Below are 18707 nucleotides of genomic sequence, written 5' to 3'. Positions count from 1 at the left end.
GGCTTTCGTTACTGCATCCTGCTTGCGGTGCGTCAGACCACGACCGTCTGCGCCTCGCCTTCGCGGCTCGCACGCACGGTGCCGATCTTCCACACCTGTTCGCCGGCGGCCGTCAGGTCGGCGATCGCGGCATCGGCATCGGCCGCCGCGACGATCACGGCCATCCCGATTCCGCAGTTGAACACGCGGTGCATTTCCGCGTCCGCGACGCCGCCGTGCTCCTGCAGCCACTTGAACAGCGGCGGCAGCGGCCATGCGTTCTGGTCGAGCTCGGCGGTCAGGCCTTCGCGCAGCACGCGCGGAATGTTCTCGACGAGGCCGCCGCCGGTGATGTGCGCCATGCCCTTTACGGTCAGCTTTTGCATCAGCGCCAGCAGCGGCTTCACGTAGATGCGCGTCGGGGCCATCAGCGTGTCGGCCAGCGAGCGGCCGTGGAAATCGGCGGACAGATCCGGGTTCGCGCGCTCGATGATCTTGCGCACGAGCGAGAAGCCGTTCGAATGGATGCCGCTCGACGCGAGACCGAGCACCACGTCGCCGGCGGCGATCGTGCTGCCGTCGATGATCTTGCTCTTCTCGACTGCGCCGACCGCGAAGCCGGCCAGGTCGTATTCGCCATCGGGGTACATGCCCGGCATTTCGGCCGTTTCACCGCCGATCAGCGCACAGCCCGACAGTTCGCAGCCATGCGCGATGCCCTTGACGACGGTCGCGGCCGTGTCGACGTCGAGCTTGCCGCACGCGAAGTAGTCGAGGAAGAACAGCGGCTCGGCGCCCTGCACGAGGATGTCGTTCACGCTCATCGCGACCAGGTCCTGGCCGACGGTGTCGTGTTTGTTCAGATGAAACGCCAGCTTGAGCTTGGTGCCGACGCCGTCGGTGCCCGACACGAGCACCGGCTCCTTGTACTTCTTCGGCACTTCGAACAGCGCGCCGAACCCGCCGATGCCGCCGAGCACGCCGTCGCGCAGGGTTTTCTTCGCAAAAGGCTTGATCTTGTCGATGAGCGCGTCGCCCGCGTCGATGTCGACGCCTGCGTCGCGGTAGGACAGACCCTGAGCGTCGGGAGCGGATTTCGGAGGATTCATGGGGGAATGCGAGAAGGTCGGTAAAATGCGATTTTACCCGAAGCCGGCCCGTTGGCCGGAATTCCCAGCACCGAATCGTCAGGGATTGCATCTTGGTCGACACGTCCCCGTTTTCATCGCCCCGCATGCCGCGCCGGAACCCGCGCGCCGCCGTGCGTGCGACCTTGCGTGCAACGACCGGCGCAGTTCCCCGCGCGTGCCCGGCGTACGGCGCGCGTTTCATCAACCGACCCGCATTGTGACTGTTGTGTCCCGTCAACTGACGCTCGATCTCGGCACGCCGCCGCCCGCCACGTTCGACAACTTCATCATGAATGAGGAGAACGACGAGCTGATCTCGCGGCTCCAGAAGCTCGACCTCGCGCTCGCGGCGGGGCCCGTGCCGGACCGGTCGTTCTATATCTGGGGCGAGCCCGGCAGCGGCCGCACCCATCTGCTGCAGGCGCTCGTGAGCGACGCATCGTACGGCTACGCACGCTACCTGACGCCGCAGAGCCCGCTCGGCGCGTTCACGTTCGACCCGCGCATCGGCATCTACGCGATCGACGATTGCGACAAGATGAGCGACGCGCAGCAGGTTGCGCTGTTCAACCTGTTCAACGAGGTGCGCGCGCATCCGTCGAGCGCGTTCGTGGCCGCGGGTCCCGCCGCCCCGCTCGCGCTCGACGTGCGCGAGGATCTGCGCACGCGGCTCGGCTGGGGGCTCGTGTTCCATCTGTCGCCGCCGTCTGACGCCGGCAAGATCGCCGTACTGAAACTGGCGGCCAAGGAGCGCGGGATCGCGCTCACCGACGACATCGCCGCGTATCTGCTGACCCATTTCCGCCGCGACATGCCGAGCCTGATGGCGCTGCTCGACGCGCTCGACCGCTTCTCGCTCGAGCAGAAGCGCGCCGTCACGCTGCCGCTGTTGCGCCGGATGCTGGCCCGCCCCGGCGACGACACCGCACCGCCGGGCACAGGCCCGAACCGCTTCGAGTAAAATGCGCTTCCATGACTAATCTGGCACTCTTTGACCTCGATCACACGCTGATCCCGACCGATAGCGACCACGAATGGGGCCGCTTCATGGTGAAGCTCGGCATCGTCGATGCGGAAAGCTTCTCGCGTCAGAACGATCAGTTCTTCGCCGACTACAAGGCCGGCAAGCTCGACATCCACGCATACCTGTGCGCGATGCTCACACCGCTCGCGAAGTATTCGCGCGCGCAGCTGGCCGAATGGCACGAGCAGTACATGCACGAGGTGATCCGCCCTGCGATGACGCCCGCCGCGCTCGAACTCGTGCGCAAGCACATCGATGCCGGCGACCTGTGCTGCGTCGTGACGGCCACCAACGAATTCATCACGCGTCCGATCGCAACCGCGTTCGGCGTCGACACGCTGATCGCGTGCGAGGTCGAAACGACCGACGGGCATCCCGATTCGCCGTACACGGGCCGGCCGACCGGCACGCCGAGCTACCGCGAAGGCAAGATCGTGCGCACCGAAGCATGGCTCGCCTCGCTCGGCAAGCGCTGGGAAGACTTCGAGCACAGCTACTTCTACAGCGACTCGCACAACGACATCCCGTTGCTCGAGAAAGTCACCGACCCGATCGCGACCAACCCCGACGACACGCTGCGCGCGCATGCAAGCGCCCGCGGCTGGCGCATCCTCGATCTCTTCTGAACGTCGTGATCAAAAAATTCATTCGCAAGCTGCTCGGCCAGGACGGCGCCGAACAAACGTCGCCCGCCGAGGCGCCCGCGGCCGCAGCGTCCGCTGCCTCGCGCCCCGCGAAGGGCAGCCGCGGCGGCGCCGCCGCGAAACCACGCGGCAATCACGAACCGACCGTCGTGCCCGCCAGCGTGCACCGGATCGATCCGTCGCTGATCTCGAAGAACGCGGTGCGCGTGACCGACACGCTGCAGCAGGCGGGCTTCCGTGCGTTCATCGTCGGCGGCGCCGTGCGCGACCTGCTGCTCGGGATCGCGCCGAAGGACTTCGACGTCGCGACCGACGCGACGCCGACCGAAGTGCAGCGCCTGTTCCGCCGCGCGCGCCTGATCGGCCGCCGCTTCCAGATCGTGCACGTGCAGTTCGGCCAGGAATTGATCGAGGTGTCGACGTTCCGCGCACTGGTCGACACGCCGCCCGATGCGGGCGCGGCCGAGCCGCCGAAGCGCCTGAAGCGCGACGAGCTCGACCGCCGCACACACGCGGTGGATGCGAGCGGCCGCGTGCTGCGCGACAACGTGTGGGGCGAGCAGCATGAAGACGCAGCGCGCCGCGACTTCACGATCAACGCGATGTACTACGACCCGTCGACACAAACGGTGCTCGACTACCACGACGGGATGGCCGACGTGCGTGCACGGCTGTTGCGGATGATCGGCGATCCGGCCACCCGCTATCGCGAGGATCCGGTGCGGATGCTGCGCGTCGTGCGCTTCGCGGCGAAGCTCGGCTTCGAGATCGAACCACATACACGCGAGCCGATCAACGCTCTCGCCGACCTGATCAACAACGTGCCGGCCGCGCGCCTGTTCGACGAAATGCTGAAGCTGCTGCTGTCGGGCCACGCACTGGCGTGCCTGCAGCGGCTGCGCAAGGAAGGGCTGCACCACGGGCTGCTGCCGCTGCTCGACGTCGTGCTCGAGCAGCCGCAGGGCGAGAAGTTCATCACGCTCGCGCTGAACAACACCGACGCGCGCGTGCGCGCCGGCAAGCCGGTGTCGCCGGGCTTCCTGTTCGCGACGCTGCTGTGGCACGACATGCGTCAGCGCTTCGAACAGTACACGGCCGAAGGCGAATTCCCGGTACCGGCGCTCCATCGCGCGATGGACGACGTGCTCGACATGCAGACGGAGAAGCTGGCGATCCACAAGCGCTACTCGGCCGACATGCGCGAGATCTGGGGCCTGCAGTTGCGCCTCGAGAAACGCTCGGGCCGCAGCGCGATGCGGCTGCTGGAACACCAAAGATTTAGAGCGGGGTATGATTTCCTCCTGTTACGCTGCGAATCCGGCGAGCTTGAAGCAGCTGTCGGCCAGTGGTGGACGGATTTCATCGAAGGCGACGCAGCCGCGCGCGAGGCACTCCTCACGCAGGGCGGCTCGAAGGAAAAATCGCCCCGCAAGCGGCGCCGCCGCGGCGGCGCGCGAAACCGCAAACCGGGCGACGGCGCCGCCGAGCAGGCGCCGGACACCGTGGACGGTTCCGACGACTGACGCGCTCGCCGGCGAACGACGTAGGAAGTGATGCCATGACGGTTGCATATATCGGACTGGGAGCGAATCTCGGCGATGCGCGCCAGACCCTGAAGGACGCGGTGGTGTGCCTCGCGCAGCAGCGCACCATCTCGATCCTCGGCAAGTCGAGCCTGTATCGCACGGCGCCCTTCGAAGCGGGCGGCGACGATTACTACAACTGCGTCGTCAAGCTCGACACGACGCTGTCGGCCCGCGAGCTGCTCGCGCTCTGCCAGAAGATCGAACATCACTTCGGGCGCGAGCGCCCGTATCGCAATGCACCGCGCACGCTCGACCTCGACATCCTGCTGTTCGGCACGGATTCGATCGACGAACCCGACCTGATCGTCCCGCATCCACGCCTCACCGATCGCGCGTTCGCGCTCGTGCCGCTCGTCGAAATCGAGCCGGCGCTCGACATCCCCGCTCGCGGCCGCGCCGACGCATTCCTCGCGGCCGTCGCCGATCAGCGCGTCGAGAAGGTGCAGACCTGCCAATGCCCGATGCAGAAGGCACTTGCCGCCGGCGCCGACGCCGACAAAAACCGCTGCCGATGAACGCCACCCCGCTGACCGTTACCGCGCCCGACCCGCGCGCCCCGCATCGCTACCTGGTGATCGAAGGACCGATCGGCGTCGGCAAGACGACGCTCGCGCGCCTGCTCGCCGAACGCTGGTCGATGCAGACATTGCTCGAACGCCCGCAGGACAATCCGTTCCTCGAACGCTTCTACCGCGACACTGCACGCTATGCGCTGCCCGCGCAGCTGTCGTTCGCGCTGCAGCGCGCCCAGCAGGCGCGCGAACTGATCGGCGCGCTCGACACCGGGCGGCCCGTCGTTGCGGACTTCATGCCGCAGAAGAACGACATCTTCGCGCGGCTGAACCTGCCGGAAGACGAATGGCAGCTGTACCGGTCGATCGCGGCGCACGTCGACGTGCCGCAGGCGCCCGCGCCCGACCTCGTCGTCTATCTGCAGGCGAGCCCCGAGGTGCTGTTCTCGCGCATCCAGAAACGCGGGCTGCCGATGGAGCTGCAGATCAGCGACACGTATCTGCGCTCGCTCGTCGACGCGTACAACGAATTCTTCTATCACTACGACCGCACGCCGGTGCTGACGGTCGCAGCGGAACACCTGAACCCGCTGGATTCCCCCGAAGATCTTGCGCTGCTGATCGAGCGCATCGACACGATGCGCGGCCGCAAGGAATTCTTCGTCAAGGGCGAGACGACGCGCTGACGCGTCCTCGCCCGTCGTTTTCACCCTCGAACCGGATTTCCCCCATGACCTATCTCCAGGAATCGAGCCGGCCTGCCGTCACGGTGCCGAAGCTGCAGGCAATGCGCGAGGCCGGCGAGAAGATCGCGATGCTCACCTGCTACGACGCGAGCTTTTCCGCGCTGCTCGATCGCGCCGGCACCGACGTGCTGCTGATCGGCGATTCGCTCGGCAACGTGCTGCAGGGCCACACGACCACGCTGCCGGTGTCGCTCGACGACATCGCGTACCACACCGCATGCGTCGCGCGAGTGCAGCCGCGCGCGCTCGTCGTCGCCGACCTGCCGTTCGGCACGTACGGTACGCCGGCCGACGCATTCGCGAACGCGGTGAAGTTGATGCGCGCAGGCGCGCAGATGGTCAAGCTCGAAGGCGGCGAATGGCTCGCCGACACGATCCGCTTCCTCGTCGAACGCTCGGTGCCGGTATGCGCGCACCTCGGCCTCACGCCGCAGTCGGTGCATGCGTTCGGCGGTTTCAAGGTGCAGGGCCGCACGGAGGCCGGCGCCGCGCAATTGCTGCGCGATGCGCGAGCGATCGAGGACGCGGGCGCGCAGCTCGTGGTGCTCGAAGCGGTGCCCACACTCGTCGCGTCGGAAGTCACGCACATGCTGAAGATCCCGACGATCGGCATCGGCGCGGGTCTCGAATGCTCGGGCCAGGTGCTGGTGCTGCACGACATGCTGGGCATCTTCCCCGGCAAGCGTCCGCGTTTCGTGAAGGATTTCATGCAGGGCCAGCCGAACATCCAGGCCGCCGTCGAGGCATACGTGAGCGCAGTGAAAGACGGCTCGTTCCCGGGACCGGAACACTCGTTCTGATTGTCGGACGACGGCGCGGCTCGATGCGAGGGCATGAGTCGCCGCCTGTTCGGCAACTCCCGATTACCGGTCAAGTCGCGCGTATTGCGACACGATCGCTATCGTTGCCCGCCCGCTCGGCACTGCCGCGCGAAACGGCACGGTCCGTTACGACGCGAAGCGGACGCCGCCGAAGACGATCGACCGGAAATGCAAACCGCCGGCGCGCTGGCTCCGCGCACGTGGAAGCGACGCGTCGGTCGGCGCCATAACGCCGATGCGTGCCCGATCGTCAAACGCCGAAGACGCTGGTCAAACGCAGGCCGCAAGCGCGGCGTAGCGGCAACTACGATCCCGCTCTGCCGGATCCGCGAATCAGCTGCGCCGCCATCGGCCCGCGCAACGCGTTGCAGATCATCAGTTCCTGCGCGTTCAGCACTTCATCGAGCGTCAGCACGCGCTCTACCGCGCCCAGTGCCGGATCGTCGAGCAGCACGGCGCGCATCACCCCGGGCAGCACGCCGCACGACAGCGGCGGCGTCGCCCATACACCATCCACTTTCACGAACACGTTCGAGCGTCCGCCTTCGGTTACCTCGCCGCGCTCGTTCACGAACAGCATGTCGAAGCCGCCGAGCGCTTCGGCCGCCTGCCATGCACGGTCGTATTCCGCGCGGCGCGTGGTCTTGTGAAGCAGCAGCGCGTCGTCCGAACGCATCGGCGCGAAGCCGTGCTCCAGCGCGAGCAGCACGCCAACCGGCCCCGCGGGCAGCGGCTTCAGCGGCGCCGCAACGACGTCCATCGTGCCGTCCTTCGCGAGCGACAGCTTCATCCGGTAAGCACCGTCGCCGTCCAGCGCCGCGCAATGCGCGTCGATCGTGCTGCGCAACGCGTCGGCGTCGAAGCGGAAACCGAACGCGTCCGCGCTGCGCTGTAGCCGCGCGAGATGGCGGTCGAGATGGCGGATGCGTTCGGCGCACGTCGCGTACGTGGTCTCGAACAGCTGGAAGCCGGGGTCGGCATCGGTCAGGAATCGCGCCTTCAATTCGCACTCCGCGTATTCGTCAGCGGCGACGCTGTCGAGCACGATGCCCGCACCGACGCCCATCGTGCCGCGCCATTGGACCGCAACAGCCGGTGCCGCGTCGCGCGCGCAGGTCGTTGCGCCCGCATCGACGCCCGCCGCATCGAGCGTCAGCGTCCGGATCGCGACCGACAGGCAGAAATCGCCGCATCCGGCCGACGTGCCGGCCGCCGTCCTCACCGCATCCGTCGGTGAAGGGGACGAAACGTCCGGCGGCGCATCGAGCCAGCCGATCGCGCCCGTATAGAGCCCGCGCGGCGTCGACTCGATCGCGTCGATCAGCTCCATCGTCTTGTGCTTCGGCGCGCCGGTAATCGATCCGCACGGAAACAGCGCGCGCAGCATCTGCGCGAACGTCGTCCCGTCGCGCCAGCCGGCCTCGACCGTCGACGTCATCTGCCACACCGACGCATACGGCTCGACAGAGAACAACGCCGGCACCCTCACCGTGCCGGTCCGCGCGATCCGCGACACGTCGTTGCGCAACAGGTCGACGATCATCACGTTTTCCGCGCGGTTCTTCGGATCGTTCGCGAGGAACGCGGCGGCCGCCGCGTCTTCACCCGGCTCGGCCGACCGCGGCGCGGTCCCTTTCATCGGCCGCGCGCGCAGTACGTCGCCGTGCTTCTCTACGAACAGTTCCGGCGAGCAGGACACGACCCATGCGCCCCCGGGCAGCGCGATCAGCGCGCCATAACGCACGGGCTGACGCGCGCGCAACCGCCGGTACAGCGCGAGCGGCGTGCCGAACATGTCGAAGTTGAGCCGGTACGTGTAATTGATCTGATACGAATCGCCGGCCCGCAGCGCGTCCTGCACCGCGGCGATCGCCGCGTCGAACGCATCGCGCGACACGCTCTTCGCGACGTGCGCGACGCCCGCGATCGACGGCGGGCCGCCGCCGTCCTGCGTTGCGAGCCACGCGTCGACGTCGTCGCGCGACAGGCGCTCGCAACGCGCATACAGCAAAAAGCGCAGCGGGGCATGGCCCGGCTGCGCTCTGTCGAGATTGCGTCCGAATTCGTAATCGCCGACGACGACCGCGTGCAACCCGTCGCGCAGATCCTGCGCCACCGCGGCATCGATTGCGTCGAGCCGTGCCGGATCCGTGCACACGCGTTCGCGCACGAAACCGGAATACAAACGACTCGACCGCGCGGACGCGGTCGAGTCGCAATCGTCCAAGAGCGCGAAGGACGCGCTCTCGTTACCGTCAGTCATGCCGTTGTTACTCGAAGAAGCTCTTCACCCGGTCGAACCAGCTCTTGCTCTGCGGGCTGTGACGCGCGCCGCCTTCGGCCAGCGACTTCTCGAACTGCTTGAGCAGGTCGCGCTGCTGGTCGGTCAGCTTCACGGGCGTCTCGACCTGCACGTGGACGTACAGATCGCCCGCGATGCTCGAACGCAGCCCCTTGATGCCCTTGCCGCGCAGCCGGAACGTCTTGCCCGACTGCGTGCCTTCCGGAACCGGGAACGATGCACGGCCGGCCAGCGTCGGCACCTCGATCTCGCCGCCGAGTGCGGCGGTCGTGAACGGGATCGGCATCTGGCAGTGAAGATCGTCGCCGTCGCGCTCGAACACCGAGTGCGGCTTGATGTGGATCTCGACGTACAGGTCGCCGGGCGGCCCGCCGTTGATACCCGGCTCGCCGTTGCCGGCAGAGCGGATCCGCATCCCGTCGTCGATGCCGGCCGGGATCTTCACTTCGAGCGTCTTGGTTTCCTTCACCTTGCCAGAGCCGTGGCAGTGCGCGCACGGTTCCGGGATGTAGGTGCCGGTGCCGTGACACTTCGGGCAGGTCTGCTGGATGCTGAAGAAGCCCTGCGACATGCGCACCGTGCCCTGGCCATGACAGGTGGGGCAGGTTTCGGGCTTCGTGCCCGGCTTCGCGCCGGATCCGTGACAGACTTCGCACGACACCCAGCTCGGCACGCGGATCTGCGTGTCGTAGCCGTGCGCGGCCTGCTCCAGCGTGATTTCCATGCTGTAGCGCAAGTCGGCGCCGCGATACACCTGCGGGCCGCCGCGGCCGCCGCGAGCGGCACCACCCGCCGCCTGGCCGAAGATGTCGCCGAAAATGTCGCCGAACGCGTCCGCGAAGCCGCCGAAACCTTGTGCGCCCGCACCACCCATGTTCGGATCGACGCCCGCGTGGCCGTACTGGTCGTACGCTGCCCGCTTCTGGCTGTCCGACAGCATTTCATAGGCTTCCTTCGCCTCCTTGAAATGCTCTTCCGCATCCTTGTTGTCCGGATTGCGGTCAGGGTGATACTTCATCGCAAGCTTGCGATATGCCTTCTTGATTTCGTCGTCGCTCGCATTCTTCGCGACGCCCAGAACCTCGTAGTAATCCCGTTTCGCCATATCGATTCACTGTGCCGTCGCGCGTCGAGCACGCGGCGGCTCCTTTCGCCCGCAGTAAAGTCTCTCGACTCGTGTGGCGCTGCGCCGTCCGCGGACGGCTCGCGCAGCACCCGCCAAAAAACAAATGTGCCCGGAGGGCCGCGAAGCCCGCCAGGCGTGGAGTCGATCCGGCCATCCGGAAGGAAAGACAGACCGCTGTTCAGCCGCGCCGCGCGCGATTCGCGCGCGGCGTGCGGTGCCATGGCAACGCGGCTTAGTCCTTCTTCACTTCCTTGAACTCGGCGTCGACGACGTCGTCGGCTGCCTGCTGAGCGCCGCCCGCGTGCGCGGCGCCTTCAGCTGCACCCGCCGCGCCGGCCGCACCGGCCTGCTGCGCCTGCATGTCGGCGTACATCTTTTCGCCGAGCTTCTGCGAAGCCTTGCCGAGCTCCTCGACCTTCGCGTCGATCGCCGCCTTGTCGGCCGACGTATCCTTCAGGACGTCCTCGAGCGACTTCAGCGCCGCTTCGATCTTCTCCTTCTCGCCCGCGTCCAGCTTGTCGCCGTACTCGGTGAGCGCCTTCTTCGTGCTGTGGACCAGCGCGTCGCCCTGGTTGCGCGAATCGGCCAGCTCGCGCAGCTTGTGGTCTTCCGCTGCGTTCGCTTCCGCGTCCTTGATCATCTTGTCGATTTCGGCATCGGACAGGCCCGAGTTCGCCTTGATCGTGATCTTGTTTTCCTTGCCGGTCGCCTTGTCCTTCGCGCCGACGTGCAGGATGCCGTTCGCGTCGATGTCGAAGGTCACTTCGATCTGCGGCACGCCGCGCGGTGCGGGCGGAATGCCTTCGAGGTTGAACTCGCCGAGCAGCTTGTTGCCTGCCGCCATTTCGCGTTCGCCCTGGAACACCTTGATCGTCACGGCCGACTGGTTGTCGTCCGCCGTCGAGTACACCTGCGCGTGCTTCGTCGGGATCGTCGTGTTCTTGCTGATCATCTTCGTCATCACGCCGCCGAGCGTCTCGATGCCCAGCGACAGCGGGGTCACGTCAAGCAGCAGCACGTCCTTGCGGTCGCCCGACAACACCTGGCCCTGGATCGCCGCGCCGACTGCGACGGCTTCGTCCGGGTTCACGTCACGGCGCGGATCCTTGCCGAAGAACTCCTTCACCTTCTCCTGCACCTTCGGCATGCGGGTCTGACCGCCGACCAGGATCACGTCGTCGATGTCCGACACCTTGACGCCGGCATCCTTGATCGCGATGCGGCACGGTTCGATCGTGCGCTCGACGAGGTCTTCGACCAGCGCTTCCAGCTTCGCGCGGGTGATCTTCAGGTTCAAGTGCTTCGGACCCGATGCGTCGGCCGTGATGTAAGGCAGGTTGATTTCGGTCTGCTGGCTCGACGACAGCTCGATCTTCGCCTTTTCAGCGGCTTCCTTCAGGCGTTGCAGCGCGAGCACGTCCTTCGACAGGTCGACGCCCTGCTCCTTCTTGAATTCGCCGATGATGTAATCGATGATGCGCTGGTCGAAGTCCTCGCCGCCGAGGAACGTGTCGCCGTTGGTCGACAGCACTTCGAACTGCATTTCGCCGTCGACGTCCGCGATCTCGATGATCGACACGTCGAACGTGCCGCCGCCGAGGTCGTACACGGCGATCTTGCGGTCGCCCTTCTCGGCCTTGTCGAGGCCGAATGCGAGCGCGGCCGCGGTCGGTTCGTTGATGATCCGCTTGACTTCGAGGCCCGCGATGCGGCCGGCGTCCTTGGTCGCCTGGCGCTGGCTGTCGTTGAAGTACGCCGGCACCGTGATCACGGCTTCCGTGACCGGCTCGCCGAGGTAGTCTTCGGCCGTCTTCTTCATCTTGCGCAGCACTTCAGCCGAAACCTGCGGCGGCGCGAGCTTCTCGCCGTGCGCTTCGACCCATGCGTCGCCGTTGTCGGCCTTGATGATCGCGTACGGCATCAGGCCGATGTCCTTCTGGACTTCCTTCTCTTCGAAGCGGCGGCCGATCAGGCGCTTCACCGCGAACAGCGTGTTCTTCGGGTTGGTCACGGACTGACGCTTGGCCGGCGCGCCGACGAGCACTTCGTTATCGTCCATGTACGCGATGATCGACGGCGTCGTACGCGCACCTTCCGAGTTCTCGATGACCTTGACCTGGTTGCCTTCCATGATGGCGACGCACGAGTTCGTGGTGCCGAGGTCAATACCGATGATCTTTCCCATTTTTTCCTAATCTCCAGAAATGCCTGTTTGCTGCGCGAAACCCCGTGTTTTTGGGCAGTTTCGCGCGCCAGAATTCAACTCTGTTCCCGAAATGCGTCCGGCCGAAGCGTTTTCAAGACCCGCCAGGCGATGCGGATATTAAATTTTTTCAATCGCCGCCGGTAGCCGGATCGTACGGACCGCTATCCGCGGACGCGCCTGGGCCAGCCGCCGCGATCTTCGCGCGCGCCGCCGCCGCTGCCGCCTGGAACTGTTCGAGGCCATGCCAGCCGGTCGCGCGGCCCAGCCGCTTGCCGCGGTGGAAGAAAAACCACGTCGGCACGCCGTGCAGCCCGAAGCGGCGCCCCAGCGTGTGGTGTTCGTATACGTTGCAGTGGAACCACTTCAGGCCCAGCGCGCGGATTGCGTCGGGCCGCGCGAGCATCGCTTTCTTCGCGATCTCGCAATTGAAGCAGTCCACGCCCCAGAAAAACACCACGGCGAGCGCATCGCCGGCGCTGGCGATGCCGGCGTCGAACGTGTCGGTCGCGAGCGCCTGCATGTCGAACGCATCGAACGCGGCCGGATCGACGCCGGCGGGAAGCATCGCGGCGACCTTACTTCGGCTGCGCGACCGTGACGAGCGCCGGGCGCAGCACGCGGTCGGCGATCATGTAGCCCTTTTGCAGCACGGTCACGACGGTATTCGGCTCCTGCTCGGCCGGCACCATCGAAATCGCCTGGTGCTGGTGCGGATCGAACTTCTCGCCCACCGGGTTGATCGCGACGACGCGGCCCTTCTCGAGCGCGCTCGTCAGCTGGCGCAGCGTCAGCTCGACGCCTTCGCGCACCTTCGCGATGTCGCCGGACGTATCGCTTACCGCCGCCTCGAGGCTATCCAGCACGGGCAGCAGGTGCTCTGCGAAGCTCTCGATGGCGAACTTGTGCGCTTTCGACACGTCTTCCTGCGCGCGGCGGCGGACGTTCTCGGTCTCGGCCTTCGCCCGCAGGTAGCTCTCCTGCAGCTCGGCGACCTTGGCTTGAGCCTCCGCGAGCGCCGCGTCGGCGGCTTCGGCGGCGGGAGCGGCGCCCTGCGCCGCCTGTTGCTCGCTGCCGATGTCTTCGGCCGATTGGGTAGCCGGGTTCTCTTGCGTGTTTTCCATGTCGCTGAAAGTCGATTAGAGGTTGAAGCCAAATCGGCAACCGCCCGGCCATATGACCGGCGGCACCGCACATTGTTAGTGCAAATAAGGGCGAAAACTGCGATTTCAAGAGGGTTATTCGCCGGCATTCCGCAATGCCGCGAAACAACCGCACTGCCCGCGGCCCGATTGCGCGCATTTGCCGCCGATCGGGACGAAACGCCCGGTAACAACGCTTACCTGGCAAGTACTAGCTCCGCACAGGGGGCTGCACTACACTCCACTCAAGCGTCGGAAAAGCGTGTTTACCCGTAGCTTTCCGCCGCCCGACATCCACCTGGCGCCGCATTCACCGTCTTCGAGGCGAGTACCGTGAAATTGACCTTTGCCATATCGGTGGTCGCGCTGGTACTGATTGCCGGCACCACCACCATCTGCCTGTCGGGAGCCGTCACCGACCGCACGACCGAATACGGAAGCGCGCGGGCGACGTTCGACCAGATGTTCAGTTCCCACCAGAAAATCTGTCGATGATGCGCCTGTTGGAGTTGACCCTGTAATCCCGGACACAGCGTCACACTAAGGTTGCTGAATCCATTGAGCGCCGGAACTCGCGAGGCGAGCGGTACTTCAGCGCGCTATGGGGATGCTTCTCGTTGTAATGCTCGAACGCGATGGCCAAGTTGCGTGCAGCAGTCGCTGCGTCCGGCTTTGGCATGAAGGCAACGTAGTCGCGCTTCATTGTCTTCACGAAGCTCTCGGCCATCCCGTTACTTTGCGGGCTGCACACCGGCGTGGTCAATGGCTTCAGGCCGATGGCCGCTGCAAACCGGCGTGTATCGTCGGCCGTATAGCCCGAACCGTTGTCACTCAGCCACTCGATTTCGGACGGTGTATGCAGCTCGTTGCCAAACCGATTTTCCACTGCTGCCAGCATGACGTCGCGCACGATGTCGCCGCTGTGACCTGCCGTCGTAGCCGCCCAGCTCATCGCTTCGCGGTCGCAGCAGTCAAGCGCGAATGTCACTCGAAGCGGCTCGCCGTTGTCGCAGCGGAACTCGAAGCCGTCCGAGCACCATCGCTGATTGCTGCGCGCGACGGCCACCTTGCCATCGTGCCGACGTTGCGGCCGAGGCGGGGCTGGACGCCGTTGCATCAGCAGACCGTGAGTGCGCATGATGCGATAGATGCGCTTCGCATTGAACGGCACCTGTCCGGCAGCAATGCGTTCATTGCGCAGCGAGCCCCACACCCGGCGATAGCCATAGCTGGGCAAATCGCCGACGACTCGGCGGATTTCCTCGACCACGCTCGCATCGTCCGTCTGCCGCGATTGACGGCCATCGCGCCACGTCACCGGACGCGACAGTCGTGCCGATACGTTCGAGCGCGACACGCCGAGAACTTCACAAACCAGTTTCACTGGTCGTCCTCCGGCAGCGAGGGCGAGTGCGCTATCCATTTTTTTGCTCGGCCATACTCGACTGCTTCGCGGAGAATCTCGTTCTCCATGGTCTTCTTGCCGAGCATCCGCTGCAGCTCACGAATCTGCTTGAGGGCATCGGCCAGCTCTGATGCAGGGACCACTTCCTCTCCAGCCTTGACCGCCGACAGACTCCCGTCCTGGTACAGCTTGCGCCAGTGGAACAGCTGGTTCGGGTTCACGCCGTGCTGGCGCGCAACCATCGAAACCGACTTCCCCGGTTCGAAACTCTCGCGAACCATCGCCAGCTTCTGCTCCGCCGTCCAGCGCCGCCGACGCTCCGGGCCCGTCAACACTTCCATCACTTCCTGCCTGGTGTTAGTCAAAAACACAGTCTTATGCCTACCCGCTAGTTTAAGTGAGAGGCTATGTCCGGTGTTTCAGGGGGCTGCTCCACCTGTCGCGCTTGGTCGGCCGGCCGTGCAGCCCGGCCGCCGGTTCCCGATAGGTACGGCGCCGCTCCAGTTCGGCGAGCCGCGCGGCGCGTCCCGCTTCCGTTTCCTCGTAAAGCGTCTGCGCGACGCTCGCGGGCCCGCGCACGTCGCAGATGCCCAGCACGGCAATGTGCCAGACGATACCGTCGATCGCAATCTCGACCTCGTCGCCCACGCGCACGTCCTTTGCCGGCTTGACCGCCGCGCCGCCGATCTTCACGTGGCCCTTGTCGACCGCGTCGGACGCGAGCGAACGCGTCTTGAAGAAGCGCGCCGCCCACAACCATTTGTCGATGCGCAGCTTCGCGCCGGGCTCGGTCGAAATCCTGTAGTTCATCGCGTTCAACCCACCGTTTCAGGCTGTGCGGCTTTCACCGGCCAGCCCTGGAGATTCTCCGCGACGATCTCGCCGAGCGCCGCGATCCACGCCGGCGCGCCATTCAGGCACGGAATCCGGTGGAACGACTGGCCGCCGCCGGCGATGAATTCGTCGCGCACCTCCATCCCGATCTCCTCGATCGTCTCCAGACAATCGGCCGTAAAACCGGGACAGAACACATCCGCTCGCCGCACGCCCGCCTCGCCGAGTTCGCGCAGCGTCGGCGCCGTGTACGGCTGCAGCCACTCGGCCTTGCCGAAACGCGACTGGAACGTCACGCGGCATTCGAGCGACGACAGCCCGAGCGCGGCCATCAGCAGCGAGCCCGTCTGCTGGCACTGGTCGTGATATGGGTCGCCGAGGTCGAGGGTGCGTTTCGGCACGCCGTGAAAGCTCAGCACGAGCTTGTCGCCGGCTGCGAAATCGGGCCGGCCATGCTGCGCCCAGTACTGGCGCACCTGTTCGGCGAGCGCGTGGATGTAGGCCGGGTGATCGGCGTAGTGCCGCACCGTGCGCACTTCCGGCTGGTTGCGCATCCGCGCGAGCGCGGCGAACGCGGCATCGAACGCGGTCGCGGTGGTCGACGCCGAGTATTGCGGATACATCGGCATCAACAGCACGCGCTCGACGCCCGCGCGCTTGAACTGCGCGAGCGCGTGCGGGATGTTCGGGCTGCCGTAGCGCATCGCGTAATCGACCTGAACGTGGTAATCGTTCGATGCAAGCAGATGGCGCACGCCTTCGGTCTGGCGCTCGGTGTACACGCGCAGCGGCGAGCCCTCCTGCATCCAGACGGCCGCGTATTTCTTCGCGGACGCGCGGCCGCGCAGCGGCAGGATGAGTGTGCGCAACAGCACCTGCCAGACGACCTGCGGAATCTCGACGACGCGCGGGTCCGACAGAAATTCGGCCAGATAGCGCCGCACCGCGCGCGGTGTCGGGGCGTCGGGCGTGCCGAGGTTGATCAGCAGCACGCCGATACGGTGGGCAGCAGCGACGCTCGAAGGCGGCTCAAGATCGAAACGCATGGGCAGGAACGTGCTCGGAGCACGCAGTCGGACGGCCCTCAATTATAGCGGGCCGTGTCGATGGGGGCGGCTGGCCGTTCGGCCGGCTGGCGGCGCACCCGGCGCCGCGGCACGATGGCGGCACGGTGTCGGCGCCCGGTGCGGCGCGTTACTGCTGGCTCAGCGTGAGCGACAGCAGCCGGGCGGTGATGTCGACGATCGGAATCACGCGGTTGTAAGCCATCCGGGTCGGGCCGATCACGCCGAGCGTGCCGACGATCTTGCCGTTCACCTCGTACGGCGCGGTCACGACGCTCATCTCCTCGATCGGCACGAGCGTCGATTCGCCGCCGATGAAGATCTGCACGCCCTGGGCGTGGCTCGACACGTCGAGCAATTGCAGGAGGCCCGTCTTTTGGTCGAACACGTCGAACAGCTTGCGCAGCCGCGCCATGTCGGACGAGAGGTCCGCCACCTCGAGGAGGTTGCGCTCGCCGGAAATGAGCACCGTATCTTCGGTGTCGGGCACCTCGGTGCTGGCCGTCACGGCCGCATGCATCAGCGTGGTCATGTCGCCGCGCAGCTGGTCGATCTCGTCGCGCAGGCGGCGGCGCACCTCGTCGAACGACAGCCCGGCGAAGTGCGCATTGATGTAGTTCGACGCCTCGGTCAGCTGCGACGGCGAATAGTCGCGCGGCGTCGCGAGCATCCGGTTCTGCACGTCGCCCTCGGGCGTGACGATGATCAACAGGATGCGCTTGTCCGACAAGCGCATGAACTCGATCTGCTTGAACACGTGACTGCGGCGCGGCGTCAGCACGACGCCCGCGAACTGCGACAGGTTCGACAGCACGCTCGCGGCGGCCGCCACCACCCGCTGCTGCGGCTCGCCCGTCTGCAGCGTGCTCTGCACCTGCCGTGCGACGGCCTCGGCGTCGATCGGCGCCTCGACCGTCAGCATCGTGTCGACGAACAGCCGATACCCGCGCGGCGTCGGCACGCGGCCCGCCGAAGTGTGCGGACTCGACACGAGGCCGAGCTCCTCCAGGTCGGACATCACGTTGCGGATCGTCGCCGGGCTCAGTTCCAGCCCGGAGTAACGGGACAACGTGCGCGAGCCGACCGGCTGACCGTCGGCGATATACCGCTCGATCAGGGTTTTCAGGAGGGTTCGTGCGCGAGGATCTAGCATGGTGGAAAATTTTAGCGCAACCGCGCGAGCACGGCGAGTGGCTGCGGCCACAGTCGGGCGGGCCGGCCGATCCGGCCCCGTGCGCGCACAGCCGGTTCTTTTCGTCCACGAGCTATGGTGTAATGCCGGCATGAAAACCGGTAATCAGTTCAATACTGTCGCGCTCGTCGGCCGGAGCAACACGCCTGGCATCGCCGAGCCGCTCGCCACGCTGGCTGGCTGCATCGCGAAGCTGGGCTTCGAGGTCGTATTCGAAGCCGACACCGCGCGCGAAATCGGCATCTCCGGCTATCCGGCACTGACGCCGGCGGAAATCGGCGCGCGCGCGGACGTGGCGGTCGTGCTCGGGGGCGACGGCACAATGCTCGGCATCGGCCGCCAGCTCGCGCCGTACAAGACCCCGCTGATCGGGATCAACCACGGGCGGCTCGGTTTCATCACCGACATCGCGGCGGCCGACATGCAGGCACTGGTGCCGGTGATCCTGTCCGGCAAGTTCGAGCGCGAGGAGCGCTCGCTGCTGGAGGCCCGGATCGTGCGCGACGGCGAACCGATCTACCACGCGCTCGCGTTCAACGACGTCGTCGTGAACCGCAGCGGCTTTTCCGGGATGGTCGAGCTGCGCGCGTCGGTCGACGGCCGCTACATGTACAACCAGCGTTCGGACGGCCTGATCGTCGCGACGCCGACGGGCTCGACCGCGTACGCGCTGTCGTCGGCCGGCCCGATCCTGCATCCGCAGCTCCAGGGCATCGTACTGGTGCCGATCGCGCCGCACGCACTGTCGAACCGGCCGATCGTGCTGCCCGACGATTCGAAGATCGCGATCCAGATCGTCGGCGGCCGCGACGTCAACGTGAATTTCGACATGCAGTCGTTCACCGCGCTCGAGCTGAACGACACGATCGAGGTGCGCCGCTCGAAGCACACGGTGCCCTTCCTGCACCCGGTCGGCTACAGCTACTACGCGACGTTGCGCAACAAGCTGCACTGGAACGAGCACGCATCGAACGAAGACGACAAGGCGTCCTGACGC

18 protein-coding genes are annotated in these 18707 nt (G+C 66.1%); 8 read left to right on the top strand and 10 right to left on the bottom strand.

From position 1 onward, the window contains the following. Positions 1-32: 32 nt before the first annotated feature. Complete coding sequence (purM, locus tag WK25_RS03645; protein WP_059547776.1) at positions 33-1088, bottom strand: phosphoribosylformylglycinamidine cyclo-ligase; 1056 nt, start codon at positions 1086-1088, stop codon at positions 33-35. A gap of 247 nt (positions 1089-1335) precedes the next feature. On the opposite strand from purM, the gene hda reads away from it, so the two are divergent. Genes hda through panB form a run of 6 tightly spaced genes read left to right on the top strand, consistent with a single transcriptional unit; the run spans position 1336 to position 6421 of the window. Beyond that, complete coding sequence (hda, locus tag WK25_RS03640) at positions 1336-2070, top strand: DnaA regulatory inactivator Hda (protein ID WP_040143483.1); 735 nt, start codon at positions 1336-1338, stop codon at positions 2068-2070. A gap of 11 nt (positions 2071-2081) precedes the next feature. Next, positions 2082-2759, top strand: a complete 678-nt coding sequence (locus tag WK25_RS03635; RefSeq protein ID WP_040143482.1) for an HAD family hydrolase — start codon at positions 2082-2084, stop codon at positions 2757-2759. Positions 2760-2764: 5 nt separating this feature from the next. After that, complete coding sequence (gene pcnB, locus WK25_RS03630) at positions 2765-4300, top strand: polynucleotide adenylyltransferase PcnB (RefSeq protein WP_069240997.1); 1536 nt, start codon at positions 2765-2767, stop codon at positions 4298-4300. Between the two features lie 35 nt (positions 4301-4335). Beyond that, positions 4336-4878: a 2-amino-4-hydroxy-6-hydroxymethyldihydropteridine diphosphokinase gene (folK, locus tag WK25_RS03625; protein ID WP_040143481.1), complete on the top strand. Its 543-nt coding sequence runs from the start codon at positions 4336-4338 to the stop codon at positions 4876-4878. Beyond that, on the top strand, positions 4875-5561 hold the full coding sequence (locus WK25_RS03620; protein WP_069240996.1) for a deoxynucleoside kinase: 687 nt from the start codon (positions 4875-4877) through the stop codon (positions 5559-5561). Before folK ends, WK25_RS03620 begins: the two co-directional genes overlap by 4 nt. 44 nt (positions 5562-5605) lie before the next feature. Further along, positions 5606-6421 (top strand): 3-methyl-2-oxobutanoate hydroxymethyltransferase, encoded by an 816-nt coding sequence (gene panB, locus WK25_RS03615; RefSeq protein WP_040143479.1) that lies wholly within the window; start codon positions 5606-5608, stop codon positions 6419-6421. 325 nt (positions 6422-6746) lie between these two features. On the opposite strand, the gene WK25_RS03610 is transcribed toward panB, so the two are convergent. From WK25_RS03610 to grpE, 5 genes are all read right to left on the bottom strand, one after another. Further along, on the bottom strand, positions 6747-8705 hold the full coding sequence (locus tag WK25_RS03610; RefSeq protein ID WP_069240995.1) for a chorismate-binding protein: 1959 nt from the start codon (positions 8703-8705) through the stop codon (positions 6747-6749). Between the two features lie 7 nt (positions 8706-8712). Beyond that, positions 8713-9849: a molecular chaperone DnaJ gene (gene dnaJ, locus WK25_RS03605; RefSeq protein WP_040143477.1), complete on the bottom strand. Its 1137-nt coding sequence runs from the start codon at positions 9847-9849 to the stop codon at positions 8713-8715. A gap of 253 nt (positions 9850-10102) precedes the next feature. After that, the gene (gene dnaK, locus WK25_RS03600; RefSeq protein ID WP_069240994.1) at positions 10103-12055 is read right to left on the bottom strand and encodes a molecular chaperone DnaK; all 1953 of its coding nucleotides are present in this window, start codon (positions 12053-12055) and stop codon (positions 10103-10105) included. A gap of 148 nt (positions 12056-12203) precedes the next feature. Beyond that, entirely contained in the window at positions 12204-12641 is a 438-nt protein-coding gene (locus WK25_RS03595; RefSeq protein WP_069240993.1) for a thioredoxin family protein, read from the bottom strand. A 10-nt stretch (positions 12642-12651) separates the two neighbouring features. Beyond that, positions 12652-13197 (bottom strand): nucleotide exchange factor GrpE, encoded by a 546-nt coding sequence (grpE, locus tag WK25_RS03590; protein ID WP_040143474.1) that lies wholly within the window; start codon positions 13195-13197, stop codon positions 12652-12654. A 351-nt stretch (positions 13198-13548) separates the two neighbouring features. Here grpE and WK25_RS31605 point away from each other — a divergent pair, with 351 nt between their 5' ends. After that, on the top strand, positions 13549-13710 hold the full coding sequence (locus WK25_RS31605) for a hypothetical protein (protein WP_006476841.1): 162 nt from the start codon (positions 13549-13551) through the stop codon (positions 13708-13710). Between the two features lie 40 nt (positions 13711-13750). Here WK25_RS31605 and WK25_RS03585 read toward each other — a convergent pair. The 4 genes from WK25_RS03585 to hrcA form a co-directional block, all read right to left on the bottom strand. Beyond that, a protein-coding gene (locus WK25_RS03585) for an IS3 family transposase (protein ID WP_135801118.1) occupies positions 13751-14961 on the bottom strand; the annotation gives its coding sequence in 2 pieces (ribosomal slippage) (positions 13751-14646 and positions 14646-14961; 1212 coding nt in all). A gap of 64 nt (positions 14962-15025) precedes the next feature. Next, positions 15026-15430: an RNA-binding S4 domain-containing protein gene (locus WK25_RS03575; RefSeq protein ID WP_069240992.1), complete on the bottom strand. Its 405-nt coding sequence runs from the start codon at positions 15428-15430 to the stop codon at positions 15026-15028. Between the two features lie 5 nt (positions 15431-15435). Continuing rightward, positions 15436-16500, bottom strand: coding sequence for a ferrochelatase (gene hemH / locus WK25_RS03570; RefSeq protein WP_069240991.1), 1065 nt, complete (start codon positions 16498-16500; stop codon positions 15436-15438). 148 nt (positions 16501-16648) lie between these two features. Continuing rightward, a complete protein-coding gene (gene hrcA / locus WK25_RS03565) occupies positions 16649-17671 on the bottom strand; it encodes a heat-inducible transcriptional repressor HrcA (RefSeq protein ID WP_040143471.1) in 1023 nt (340 codons plus the stop codon). Positions 17672-17801: 130 nt separating this feature from the next. Between hrcA and WK25_RS03560 the strand changes: the two genes are divergently transcribed. After that, entirely contained in the window at positions 17802-18704 is a 903-nt protein-coding gene (locus tag WK25_RS03560; RefSeq protein ID WP_040143470.1) for an NAD kinase, read from the top strand. The last annotated feature ends 3 nt before the right edge of the window (positions 18705-18707 follow it).

Origin of the sequence: Burkholderia latens, from assembly GCF_001718795.1 — a bacterium.
GTDB lineage: Bacteria > Pseudomonadota > Gammaproteobacteria > Burkholderiales > Burkholderiaceae > Burkholderia > Burkholderia latens_A.
Note: the sequence above shows the minus strand (reverse complement) of the source record. Positions and strands in the feature narration are given on the sequence as shown.